General features: G+C 62.7%; 9 protein-coding genes. 4 read left to right on the top strand and 5 right to left on the bottom strand.

Annotated elements, in window-relative coordinates; all coding sequences use genetic code 11:
- Positions 1-501 (top strand): PRC-barrel domain-containing protein (locus GNZ12_RS38935; RefSeq protein WP_216673540.1); only part of this gene is annotated, 501 nt, incomplete at its 5' end.
- A gap of 79 nt (positions 502-580) precedes the next feature.
- Here GNZ12_RS38935 and GNZ12_RS38930 read toward each other — a convergent pair.
- Positions 581-1,300 (bottom strand): Crp/Fnr family transcriptional regulator, encoded by a 720-nt coding sequence (locus GNZ12_RS38930; protein WP_172317652.1) that lies wholly within the window; start codon positions 1,298-1,300, stop codon positions 581-583.
- Positions 1,301-1,668: 368 nt separating this feature from the next.
- Between GNZ12_RS38930 and GNZ12_RS38925 the strand changes: the two genes are divergently transcribed.
- Together GNZ12_RS38925 and GNZ12_RS38920 are read left to right on the top strand one after the other, a co-directional pair.
- Positions 1,669-1,839 carry a hypothetical protein gene (locus GNZ12_RS38925; protein WP_172317650.1) on the top strand — a complete coding sequence of 57 codons (171 nt, stop codon included), beginning with the start codon at positions 1,669-1,671 and terminating at the stop codon, positions 1,837-1,839.
- Between the two features lie 443 nt (positions 1,840-2,282).
- On the top strand, positions 2,283-3,935 hold the full coding sequence (locus tag GNZ12_RS38920) for an FAD-dependent oxidoreductase (RefSeq protein WP_172317648.1): 1,653 nt from the start codon (positions 2,283-2,285) through the stop codon (positions 3,933-3,935).
- Positions 3,936-4,018: 83 nt separating this feature from the next.
- Here the strand turns inward: GNZ12_RS38920 and GNZ12_RS38915 are convergent, their stop codons facing one another.
- The 3 genes from GNZ12_RS38915 to bcsA are packed head-to-tail and all read right to left on the bottom strand — an operon-like array spanning position 4,019 to position 9,880.
- On the bottom strand, positions 4,019-6,235 hold the full coding sequence (locus GNZ12_RS38915) for a tetratricopeptide repeat protein (protein ID WP_172317646.1): 2,217 nt from the start codon (positions 6,233-6,235) through the stop codon (positions 4,019-4,021).
- 2 nt (positions 6,236-6,237) lie between these two features.
- Positions 6,238-7,776: a hypothetical protein gene (locus GNZ12_RS38910; RefSeq protein WP_172317644.1), complete on the bottom strand. Its 1,539-nt coding sequence runs from the start codon at positions 7,774-7,776 to the stop codon at positions 6,238-6,240.
- Positions 7,769-9,880 carry a UDP-forming cellulose synthase catalytic subunit gene (gene bcsA / locus GNZ12_RS38905; RefSeq protein ID WP_172317642.1) on the bottom strand — a complete coding sequence of 704 codons (2,112 nt, stop codon included), beginning with the start codon at positions 9,878-9,880 and terminating at the stop codon, positions 7,769-7,771. The genes GNZ12_RS38910 and bcsA overlap by 8 nt, the downstream gene beginning before the upstream one ends.
- 324 nt (positions 9,881-10,204) lie before the next feature.
- On the opposite strand from bcsA, the gene bcsZ reads away from it, so the two are divergent.
- A complete protein-coding gene (gene bcsZ / locus GNZ12_RS38900; protein ID WP_172317640.1) occupies positions 10,205-11,425 on the top strand; it encodes a cellulose synthase complex periplasmic endoglucanase BcsZ in 1,221 nt (406 codons plus the stop codon).
- A 184-nt stretch (positions 11,426-11,609) separates the two neighbouring features.
- Here the strand turns inward: bcsZ and GNZ12_RS44040 are convergent.
- Positions 11,610-11,946, bottom strand: a 337-nt coding sequence (locus GNZ12_RS44040; protein ID WP_216673539.1) for a hypothetical protein, incomplete at its 5' end; no start/stop codon positions are given.

The following is an 11,946-nucleotide window of genomic DNA, read 5'->3' as shown; positions in this document are numbered from 1 at the left end:
GGGGCAAACGTGTGGGGGATGGGGGCCTATCCCGCCTTCGACGGACCCGCGGCGACGGCGGCGCTGCCATTGGGCGTTTCTCCGCTTGTCGACCCGGACCCGGAGGCCGATGAGCCGCCGGCGGACACCCATCTGCGTAGCACCGAAGCGGTGAAGGGTTACCACATCGAAACGATCGACGGCACCATTGGTCACGTTTCCGGCTTCATCTTCGACGATGAAGCCTGGGTCATACGCTACCTGACCGTCGATACGCGCAACTGGTGGCCTGGCGGCAAGGAAGTCCTGCTGGCGACAGAATGGATCGAGTTGATCGACTGGTTCGGCTCAACCGTTTCCACGACGCTGACGCGCGATGCGATCAAGCAAAGCCCAGCGTACGACGATGCGATTCCGGTCAACCGGGATTACGAAACGGCACTGTACGAGTTTTACGGCAGGGAGGGTTATTGGTCGAAGGAGAGGGCGGCTTTGCCGCGTGAGCGAATGACCGCACCATAAGCACCAATGCCGGAGGGTATCCGGCCTTTACGGGTCACGAGCCATCACGAAAGGCCGTGACCTGTTTGTCCTGCCCACGCTAGATTGCGCGCAGATCGGGTAACAGCCGGTCGAATTCGCGTCGCACGACGCCGTAGCATTCGCAGACACGCTTCTCCAGCCCCGGTCTATCCAGTACCTCGATATGGCCATAGCTATAGCGGATCAAGCCTGCATCCTGGAGCTTCGTGGCGGCTTCGGTGACGCCGGGCCGGCGCACCCCAAGCATGTTGGCAATCAGTTCCTGAGTCATCTTCAACTCGTTGGACGGCAATCGATCAATGCTCAGGAGCAGCCAGCGGCACAACTGTTGATCGATGGAGTGATGCCGGTTGCAGACGGCGGTTTGCGCCATCTGGGTAATCAGCGCCTGGGTGTAGCGCAGCAGCAGCCGCTGCACGGGGCCGGCGCGATGAAACTCTTCCTTCAGGATGCGTGCGTCCAGCCGGTAGGCGTGCCCTGCGCTTTGCACGACGGCGCGGCTGGGCGTGGTTTCGCCACCCATAAAGAGCGCGATACCGACGAGCCCTTCATTACCGACAATCGCTATCTCGGCGGACGCGCCATCTTCCATGACGTACAGCAGCGAGATGATGGCGGTGGTGGGGAAATAGACGTGATCGAGGCGGTCACCGGATTCGTAGACGACCTGTCCCAGCGGCATATCGACCGGCATGAGATGCGGTTCGATGCGCTTCCACTCTGCCTCCAGTAAGACCGATAGCAGGTGATTCTCTTTGGGATGATGCGATTTTGACATCGCCGCTCCTCGACATGCTGTTGAAAAACGGCGTCGTTTTCGAACGATTACGCTGAAAAATCGACTGTTGAGGCCAGACTTCAACTGAGGTTCGACGTGAAGCTGGCTGAACGGTGCTGCTGTGCCTCTGCGGCACGACCGCAAGGGGCCGCGATCCGAGTAACCCTTACCCTATTATAGGGCAACGCTACCAAACGCTGCACTGAGGTAGCGAAACATCAGTTGGATCAAGCAGCGTGCCGGCCGGCACGGGGGCGGCATACCCGCGTTCAGACGAAGACCTGACTGCGCCTGCAACTGCACCCGGAGGGTCTGGCGCAAGTGAACCGTCGTGATCTGCTCATCTTGAACGAAGAACCGGACGCAGAGTGACGCGAACGCAGATCGCGATGCTCGACGAGGTGACGAAGCCCGCGCTGAACTTCCCCGCTGACATCAACGCTCATCTTTCGCCGGGTTTTATCTACGCCGGGGCCACGGTCGACGGACAAGCGACGCAAGCCTTGCCTCTGGTGACTGCGAGTAGCGTTCGGTATTGATGCAAACGGGCCGCCCCCCGGAGTTCGACGCGAGGCTGGCTTACCCGGCCACGGTTCGCCGCCGAACTTCCGGGATCGGCCACGAACCGTCATTCGTGTCGTGAGGCACAAAGCGGACCTCCGACCTCAGTTGCCTCGGAGGAGCGGCGAACGCTATCGCCGCGCTTGGACCGGGGAACTGGCCCCAGTGAATAACCATTCGCATCCGAAAGTCATATACTGGCTTGGTCTGCCTGCTGTCTATCGCGCAACTGTGGTATGCGTTCGCATAACTATTCGAGCGGTATTGGTGCATTCGGTGCGGCCAGACTAACGGCGTTGTGCCCGCCTCGGATCGAACGCCAGGGGCTGAGCCGTCTGCTTGCGCATGTTCTTTTGGCCAGGCGGGCGACGTGAAACCAAGTGGACCGAGCTTCACCTCAATTGCCTGTTTGGACGAAGCCATGCTGACAATCGACGACATCCGGGCGATTCCACTGTTCTCAACACTCCCCGACAACGAACTGGAGCATCTCGCGCACACGTCCGCGGACCTTCATCTGTGCGCAGGTGAATTCGCGGTCCATGAAGGTGGAGAGCGCGCGCTGTACGCCGTTTTGGCCGGCAAGATGGAAGTCATCAAGACGTTCGACGGTATCGAGCGCACGCTGGGATGGCGTCTGCCCGGAACCATCTTTGGCGAAGTGCCGCTCGCGCTGAGTTGCCCGTTTCCGGGCGCCTATCGGGCCGCGGAGCCGTCGCGTGTCATGCGCGTGGACGCCCAGCGTTACTACGTACTTGCTGCGGCGTCGCCGGACATTGCGTTCAAGATGGGCGCCCTTGCGCGCGAGCGCATTGGCGGACTGCAGGGCCTCTCCGCCGAGCCGCCCAAGGCCCGCGTGACCATGATTGGAAGTCGCTGGGACACCGCTTGTACCGCGTTGCGCCAGTTCCTCGCCCGCAACCAGATCAGCTACGACTGGATAACACCGGATGCGCCCGAAGTGGCGGCGCACTGGCCTGGAACCTGTCCGCCAGAGCAGGATTGCCCGGCATTGCGACTGGTCGACGGGACGGTGCTGAGCCGACCTACGACACGAGAGCTTGCGGAGTTGCTAGGTCTGCAGACACAGCCTCGCCTCGCCGAATACGACACGATGATCATTGGTGGCGGGCCGGCCGGTCTCGCTGCGGCAGTGTACGGTGCGTCGGAAGGCTTGCGTACTGTGGTGCTGGAGCGCGAAGCGCCAGGCGGGCAGGCCGGGACCTCCTCGCGTATTGAGAATTATCTCGGCTTCCCCAACGGCGTGTCGGGCGACGAACTGGCGAGCCGTGCACTGCAGCAGGCAAGGCGGCTCGGTGCAGAGATTCTGGTGACACGGTCTGTCGCTCGAATCGATGTCGCCGGCCGTAGCGTTCAGCTCGACGGAGGTGGCGTCATCCGGGCGCGAACGATCATTCTCGCGACTGGCGTCACGTGGCGCCGCCTCGCGATCGACGGCTTCGACCGGTTTATCGGTAAAGGCATTTACTACGGCGCGTCACGCAGCGAAGCGAACGCGACTCACGGCCTCGACGTCTATCTGATCGGTGGTGGAAACTCGGCCGGCCAGGCAGCGTTGTACTTTGCCAATCATGCGCGCATGGTTACGCTTGTCCTGCGAGGCGATTCGCTGGAGAAGAGCATGTCTCGCTATCTCGTCGAGCAGCTTCGTGGGAAGTCAAACGTAGGGGTGCAACTGCGATCGGAAATAGTCGGTGCGCACGGCGATACCCATCTGACAGCGATCGACGTACGCGATGGGTTGAGCGCAGAGGTGCGACGACACGACTGTGGTGCATTGTTCGTGTTCATTGGCGCCGATGCAGAGACGGAGTGGTTGCCGGAGGAAATCGCACGCGATGTGCGCGGATATGTTCTCACCGGCGACGACGTCGTCAAGGCGGGACGCTGGTCCCATAGCCGGGATCCCTACCTCCTCGAATCGAGTGTTCCTGGCGTGTTTGCCTGTGGGGATGTGAGATTGAGCCCGGTGAAGCGCGTCGCTTCAGCGGTTGGCGAAGGCAGCATGGCGATCGCGTTCGCCCACAAATATTTGCAGCACGACGTCAGATAGCGGTAGAGGAGGCCGACGAGGCGTTGTACGACGCCAGGGCGCTTGTCGTAACCTGGCATTTCGCTTGCCGCCCGCGCAACACGCTAGAAGCCGCGCGGGGTGACAAGATCGGCGGCGCGAAGGTGGCCGCGTGGTTCGAACGGAATTTTCACCCAGGCAAAGATGCTCATGTCCTGATAGCCGGGCGAGGCGCGGTAGCCAACGCCCGCGCCGACGATCAGATTGCGCGAAACGAGTCCGGCCATAGTTGTGGTGTCCTCTCCGAACGCCCCCGATGCGCGGCCGGTGAAGAGTTCGCGTGTCGCATACCCGACGCGGCCGCCAGTCTTGAAGAGGAACCGGCCGCCCTCGTCCGACTGGGCGTAGAAGACGACTCCCGCCTCACGGTTCGATTTGGGACTCCAGTAGCCCGCGTAGGGGCCGGTATACCGATTCGCGTCGTAGCGGTATGAACTGATGCGTACCTCCGGTCCGGCATTGAGCCAGCTCCAGCCCTTGAGGTGGAAGTCTCGTGTGAGCGAGACGCTCGCGGCATAGAACGGGTTGACAGCCGTTCCGCTCGCCGTGACGGCGCCGCCGGATAGCGTTTCACCAACATGGAATGCGCTGCGCCCGATTGCCTGACGCGCAGCGATCTCGAGCGAGGACGATACGGCGGGCCCCGTTTCCGAAGGCGCGCCCTCGTAGGAACGAAGCGAGTCGTAGATGCCGTCGCGGCTGGCAGCGATCCGTACAAACTCTTCCTCGTTTTCGGCGATTTGCTGGTACTGGATTTTGCCAAATACCTGCGTCGAGCCTTCACCCGGCGCTTCGACTGCCGCGCCCGCGATCAGCACCCCTTGTCCGAGATCGGTCCTGACTGTGCCGCCCAGTTGCTTGCCCCAGGCGTGTTGCTGGCCATTATCGAGGCGTAGCACCGTCCCGTCGATACTTAAGGACAACGACGGAGTCGGCAACAATGTGACCGATAGCTGAGGGATGGTCCAGACCGTCAGCTTGTCTTGCCCGGATGTACCGGATTTCCGGTCTACGGTAAACAGCGATTGCAACGCCGGTTCCTGTCCCTCGGACGGATGTCCCGTCAGGGCTCGCGCATGATCGTACAGGCCAAGACTTTCATCGTGCTCCGCCAGCATCTGGCGGGCGAGTGGCGGAGTGCCCGGGGCATTGTTGCCCACAAGCGTACTGAGCGTCTGGTAGTCGCGGTTGGCGGCGGAAGAAAACGCCAGGCCCTGTAGATATTCTTCGTTGTCGGGCACTTCCTGATGGAGCTTCGCAAAGATCTGTTCGGCTCGCTGCGTGCGCCGGCTGTTGAGCAACGCCCATCCCGCGAGCGCGCGCGTCGCCGGATCGGTCGCGTCGCCTGTCTCGTCGACGAGCTTGAGCGCGGCGTCGACCTGCGCCGGGTCCCCCGACTCTTTGGCAAGGGCAAGCTCGATGGCAGCGTGCAGACGCTTACCGTCTGGTGTTGCCAGGTCGCGCGATTCGACTTCCGCTTCCGCGAGCCGCTGCTGATGCATGAGCGACAGCGTCAGCCCGAGCCGCGCCGACGCCGGATCTTTTGCGGTCTTCAAGGCTCCGCGAAACAGGCGCTCTGCGGCCTGGTCGTCATGGGCGCGATCTTCGAGCCAGCCCGATACCTCCAGTGCCGATGCATCGAGTTGGACGGACGAATCCGCGCGCAGTTCGCGCGAGTACGTGAGCGCACCGGTGTAGTCGCCTGCCGTATTCTCCGCGTACATGCGCTGCAGCCGCAGGTCGGCGCGGACCTTGCGTAACGACAGCTTGTCGAACACAGGATCCGCGAGGAGGCGGTCGACCTCTGCCGGGGGCAGCGCTTTCGCGGCCTTCCAGGCCGTACCTGCGAGTTCGCCGGGATCCGAACACGCGCGAAGCAGTTCGAGGTAGAGCGTATAGGCTTGCGTCGTGCGGCCCGCGTCGGCGAGCGCTTGCGCGTGATCCCATTTCTCCGGAAGTCTCGTGCAGACGGACGCCTCGCCTCGCAGTGTGCTTGCCTGATGTGCAGTGTCGAACGCCTTCGGCGCTTGTTGCGTGCGTCGGCGGGCGACGGCCTTGGGTACGGCCGGCTGCCCGAGCTTGGCGGGGTTTTGCGGAGCGGGCGGCTCGGCCAGCTTGACGGAGCCTTGCGCGGCGGGCGAATCGCCCCATCCGCCCGGTCCCGAGGCCGGCGTGGCGGAAACCGGGCTTGAGCCCGGCAAAGGGGCAAGCTCTGCCGCAAATGCGAGGCCCTGCCACGAGAAGACAACGCCGACGGCTGCTGCAATGAGCGTGCGATTCATGTTTATCGTTTTAGAGGCGTACGCGACGAGGACGCATGGTTACCGGCGTCAAGCCGTTTCGCCACCTGCGCCTTCAACGCGACGTTCAGGAAGATGAATAAAAGGATCAGCAATGCGACAAGAACGGACCAGAACACCTTGGGGTCGATCAGCAGCAGCCGGAGCGCGGCGACGGGCGAGCGCCTCGCGACCGCAACCGGTACGGCCGACTCCGCCGCCGTGTCGAAAAGCGTCGCCCCCCGGGTAAAGAGCGACCATGTGGCCGGCTGGCGCAACATGTCGACGGCACGGGCCACCGACGCATCGCCGCTGCCGAGCACTGCGACGATCCGTTGCGCGCCGAGACTGCCCGGCAGGGACACGGCTTGCCCCGGTTGCAAGGGCGGATAAACCGGCAGTTGGCGACGCAACTGTGTGGCAAGCTCGGCATCTCGACCAAAAAAGAGATCGGTGTGTGCGCTGTCGCCGGAGAACGTGAACGTAAAGTCGACGAGCGCGCCCGTTGCCCGAACCCGGATCGCAGCGAAATTCAGCGCGGCGCGCACGAGCGCGGAGTGCTCCTGTCCCAGCGCGACGGCGAGATGCGTTTGCGGCGCGTGAACGGCCGTCGCGTCGCCGAGCGTGATCGCGCTGCGAGCCGGGAACACCATGGCCGGGTCTGCGAACGCCTGCGCAGCATGCACGCAATCGGCATCGGTGACACCCGAGAGCACGACAATCACGGATTTGCCCTCGTTGGCGGAATAGACGCCGAGAAACGAGCCGGTAATCGCGCTCGCCACCGCAGCGGGCAATGCATCCGCGAGCGCTGCACGTGTGCCGACAAGCAGGACGTCGCCGGCGCGCGCGGCGCCCGGCGCGATAGCCCACGAAGCCAGATCATGGTCCTCCGCGACGATCGGGCTTTCATTCTGATAAGCGGCCTTCACATCCACCTGCCGCATACGCGCAGCGATACCTTGCACTGCGAGCGCCGTCGCCCGCAGTTGCTCCGGCGATGCGGGATCCCGTCCCAACTCGATCGTCACGGTGCGCGGCATCCATGCCCTCCCGTCAAATGCCACGGGAAGCTGCGCCAATGTCGGGGCCGTATTGGGGCGCAGCCCGGCGAAGTCCAGCGACACCGAGGAGCGCGCGTCGTCGACGGGCGCAACGTTGGCGAGCGCGGTCGCGGCGCTGATCGCCGCCGAGCGCGGTACAAGCGCCAACTGGATGCTGTTGGTGCCGGGCACAAAGGCGCCCGGCGAAAGCGGGAGGGTCTGTTCGGCTTCGTTCGCATCGACCTCGGCCGCCTGTGCGCCGTTCACCCAGACCACGTACCGGGCCCCGGCCAGTGGCGCAGCAACTGACGCAATACGGAGATGCACCCCGCTCAGTGCTTCGCGTGGAGAGAGTTCGACGATGAGCGCATGCGCGGCGGCGGCTGCGCCGCCTGTTGAGCGGAGCGAGGAAAACGACCGTGTCACCATCTGCGCGGTTGCGGACAGTGTGGCCAGGCTGAGCAGGCACGCGGCAAGGGCGCGAACGAGCCAGTTAGCCATGAAAGCCTTTGCGGACGACGTGGCGCGCATGGGCATGGGCGCCTTTGAGCGAGATGGCGAGCATGCCCAACAGGGACTTGATGAAGTTTGCCGACGCCTCTCGCCGCTTCCACTGTCGCACCCAACGGTCGCTGTCGCCGTAAGCGAGGACGACAGCAGCCCGTTCTTCTTCCGGCGACCGGGGTGCGTAAAGCGCGACATAATCGTTACTTGCCGCATTGAAGGGGGGGATGACATACGCGGCCAGCAGGTGATGCTGGAACCTGACTTCGAATCGATCCAGTACCAGGCCGTCGGGAACGCGTACCCGCAAGCCCAGTTCATTGGCATCGAGGAGCAGCACTTCCTGTTCGCCGAATTCACCGGAGACGATGATCGGTTCGTCGATGTCGATGCGAGGTCGCGCGCGGCGCTGTGCTTTCTCGAACAGCGCGCCGAGCGCGCCGAAGCTCAGAAAAAGATTGAAGGAGATCCAGAGCACACCCGCCGCGAGGATCGGGCGCGACTCCGGTTCGTGGACCATGCGGACAATGCCCCAAAGAAGGCCGATCGCACAGCAGACAAACATGCCGTAGAACGGCAGACGGAATTCGCTGATGAAGTCTGCTTCGCTCTGCTCTCCCTTTGGCGTGACGCTGAACGTCGGGGCGCTGGGGCGCGCGAGAGCCGAGAGGAGGGCCGGCAGCATGTAAAACGCCTGGAGTGTTTCGTAGAGCTCGGAGGAAAAGATGCGCCGGAAGCGTCCGTTCAGCCGCTCGGCCGTTAAAAGCGCGACGACGAGAAATGGAAGCGTGTAGCTGAGGAGGTTGTCCGTCCCACCTGGATACATCTGCAGCTTGAACACGATGCCGATAATCGGCACGAGGAAAGTGACGAGGCGGGCGAACGGAAAGAACCAGAAGAGACCGACCGAAAAATAGCAGAACCGCTGAGCCGGCGTCAGCCCCCGAATGAGCCAGGGATTCTGTTTCATGAGAATCTGCATCATACCGACGCCCCAGCGGATGCGTTGAACGAGGAAGCCCGAAATCGTTTCAGGCTGCAGACCTGCGACCATCGGCCGGCCGAAATACACCGAACGCCAGCCTCGCTGATGCAACTTGACGGAAGTCGAAGCGTCTTCGGTAATGGAGTCCGTCGAGAATCCGCCGACTTCCATGATGGCGGCACGCCGGACGACTGCGCCGGAGCCGCAGAAAAACGACGTATTCCAGGTATCCAGGCCCGGCTGAACGACACGGTAGAACAAGTCGTTCTCCGCCGGCATCTGGTTGAACAGACCGAGGTTCTTCTCGAGCGGGTCCGGGTTGGTAAAGAAATGCGGCGTCTGTACCAATGCGGCTTTCGGATCCTGCATGAAAAAGCCGACGGTAGCGCGCAAAAAATCGCGCGTCGGCACGTGATCCGCATCGAGAATGGCAATCAACTCGCCCGTCGTGCTTTGCAATGCCGCGTTCAGATTGCCGCTCTTTGCGTGCTCGTTCGATTCGCGAGTCAGATAGATGGCGCCATGCCTTGCGCATAATGCCTTCAACTGCTCGGCACGTTCGGCGAGTGCCTGCCGCTGCGCGAGGCTTTTCGCGGTTTTGGATCGAGGGAAGCCATCGTCGAGCACGTGGACGCGGAAGCGGTCTTTTGGATAGTCGATTTCGACTGCGCCGCACACGGTTGGGGCAACGACCGAAAGCGGCTCCGAGTAGGTCGGAATGTAGACGTCGACCAATGGAAGCAAGTCGGGATCGGCGGGCAGCGGCAGCGGCTGACGCTCAAGCGGCCGGACACTGACGAAATAGCCGAGCAGCACTACGCCCATACAATAGAGTTCGGCCGCCAGCAGGGCTGCGGCGGCGATCTTCGTGGACAGGTCGCCATGGATCGGGAACGATTCGAAGCGCCACGCAATGTACCGGACGATGACGAAGCCGCTAACGGTAAGCAGCAACGGTCGCGTGGCAGGCGTCTGCACAAGGGCGAGCAACCCGAACAGCGCAATGAAGAGTAGTGCGTTGGCTACGGAGTGAGGCAGGCCGACTGATAGAACAGCCAGTACGGCGAGCGCCGCCAGCAGTGCGAGAGCGATAATCCCATGGATTTTATGCTGCATGCCCGAATACCTGTACGGTTGGCACTGCGGTGATTCGTATGAGATTAGCGCCTAACTGCGGATTACGCCATTCGAATAGTTTTCACCGATGACATCGCAAACGGGTTACAGCACGCACAGCTGGCGGCCTGTGGTAAAACTCTCGTCGCGATGGTAGCCGGGCGCGCTTGCGGACACGAACGTGACGCCGGGCCCGGGCAGACAGATCACCGCGCTCGCGGTCGTGCGCTACTTCTTCGGGTTGCGCGGCTGCGGTATCCAGCCGCGACGTGCCGCGCAATTCGCGCAATTTCTACCTGCAGCTCGACGATAACCATAACCAGGATGCCGACACTTGCTCGTATCGTTGACGTGATCGCAGGCATTGGTGCGGGGGCCGCACCGGTGAGTGTGCGAACGCGGCGGCGCTTCTTTCTTGGCGCTGGCGTGCTGCTCTGCCTGAGCAGCACGTTGTCGTCCACTGCGTTCGGGGCTGGATCCGCTGACAGCGAGTGGCCGGCCTGGAACGCATTCGTCGACTCGCAGATGCAGGCCGACGGGCGCGTGATCGATTTCACGACGCCCACGCAGCAGAGCACGTCCGAAGGGCAGTCGTACGCGCTGTTCTTCGCGCTCGTCGCGAACGATCGCGCCACGTTCGACAGGGTACTCGGCTGGACCGACGCGAATCTCGCCGCTGGCCATCTCGATACGCAGTTGCCCGCGTGGCAATGGGGCCGCAAAACCGATGGCAGCTATGGCGTGCTGGACCCGAACTCCGCGTCCGACTCCGACGCATGGATCGCGTATGCGCTGCTCGAGGCAGGCCGTTTGTGGAAGGCCCCCCGATACACGCAAGGCGGTGATGCGCTACTGGACCAGATCAAACGCCGGGAAGTGGTCAATCTACCGGGCATCGGTCCCATGGTGCTACCGGGCGAATACGGCTTTGCATCAGGCAGCGGAACCTGGCGCCTGAACCCTAGCTACCTGCCGCTGCCGGTATTGCGGCGCTTCGCACTCGAGGATCCGCAGGGTCCGTGGGCAGGTATTGCCGAAAACGCGGTGCACATCGTCGCCAGCGCGTCGCCACACGGCTTCGCCCCAGACTGGCTCGCGTGGCAGAACGAACACGGCACTATCGTTGATCCAGTAAAGGGCGATGTTGGCAGCTACGACGCGATCCGTGTGTATCTATGGGCAGGTATGACGTCGCCAAACGATCCGCTGGCCGCATCGCTGCTGGCGGCACTCGGCGGCATGCGCGGCGCGCTGGCCGGGCAGGTTCCGCCGGAGCGGATTGCGACAGCAACGGGTGTAACAGAAGGCGTCGGGCCGGTGGGTTTTTCGGGCGCGCTCTTGCCCTACCTGGCGGCAACGGGCGACACGGTGGTTGCGGACGGACAGCGCCAGCGAATTGCTTCGATGCTCGATGCAGCCCAGGCGGAGAAGAAAACCGAGCCGTATTACGACCGGGTCCTGTTGCTCTTTGGCGAGGGCTGGGCAGACGGCCGGTACCGTTTCGACGAAAACGGCCGGCTCGTTCCTCGCTGGTCGACGTACTGAGCCGCTCCTGAACGCGCCAGTCAGGTGGCCGCCTTGGCAAGTGCGGATTTTGATTCAGCAATTCCGTCGCATAGCAGCTGGCGGAGCTATATCGGGAAGTTGGTAGGGATGTAGCAGGCGTCGGTCGAATGCGACAGGTGGAAGACCGGTGCTTGGACACGGACATTGTCCAATGGCCACTACTTCAAACGTATGGACGGCTGGTATGGCTGAGGTCCCCGCCGGTATAGATGACCGCATGAATGGCCGTTGTACCTTGGAAGTTGCCGTTGTGGTCACGCCGCGTCAAAGGGCCGAAGTGGGTCGCGTGTCGCCGATCATCGAACCAGGCAACGGCCTGGAAGAACAAAAATAGCGCGTGAAGATGCAAGGCGCATAGCGAGCTAGCTATTTTTTCGGTGCGCCAGGTTAAGCCCGGCGCTTTCAGCGGGTGAAATTCCCGCCCCGGAAAGGGGACGAGCCACCTCACCGGGAATCGAGTCTTGGGCTCATGAAGGTAACGACATGAGTTAAGCGTAGAC

This window comes from Paraburkholderia solitsugae, assembly GCF_013177695.1.
Taxonomy (GTDB): Bacteria; Pseudomonadota; Gammaproteobacteria; order Burkholderiales; family Burkholderiaceae; genus Paraburkholderia; species Paraburkholderia solitsugae.
Note: the sequence above shows the minus strand (reverse complement) of the source record. Positions and strands in the feature narration are given on the sequence as shown.

Excerpts from the sequence above, each read along its gene's own strand:
- GNZ12_RS38930 (WP_172317652.1), bottom strand. The coding sequence starts at position 1,300 with ATGTCAAAATCGCATCATCCCAAAGAGAATCACCTGCTATCGGTCTTA.
- GNZ12_RS38920 (WP_172317648.1), top strand. The coding sequence starts at position 2,283 with ATGCTGACAATCGACGACATCCGGGCGATTCCACTGTTCTCAACACTC.
- GNZ12_RS38915 (WP_172317646.1), bottom strand. The coding sequence starts at position 6,235 with ATGAATCGCACGCTCATTGCAGCAGCCGTCGGCGTTGTCTTCTCGTGG.
- GNZ12_RS38910 (WP_172317644.1), bottom strand. The coding sequence starts at position 7,776 with ATGGCTAACTGGCTCGTTCGCGCCCTTGCCGCGTGCCTGCTCAGCCTG.
- bcsA (WP_172317642.1), bottom strand. The coding sequence starts at position 9,880 with ATGCAGCATAAAATCCATGGGATTATCGCTCTCGCACTGCTGGCGGCG.
- bcsZ (WP_172317640.1), top strand. The coding sequence starts at position 10,205 with ATGCCGACACTTGCTCGTATCGTTGACGTGATCGCAGGCATTGGTGCG.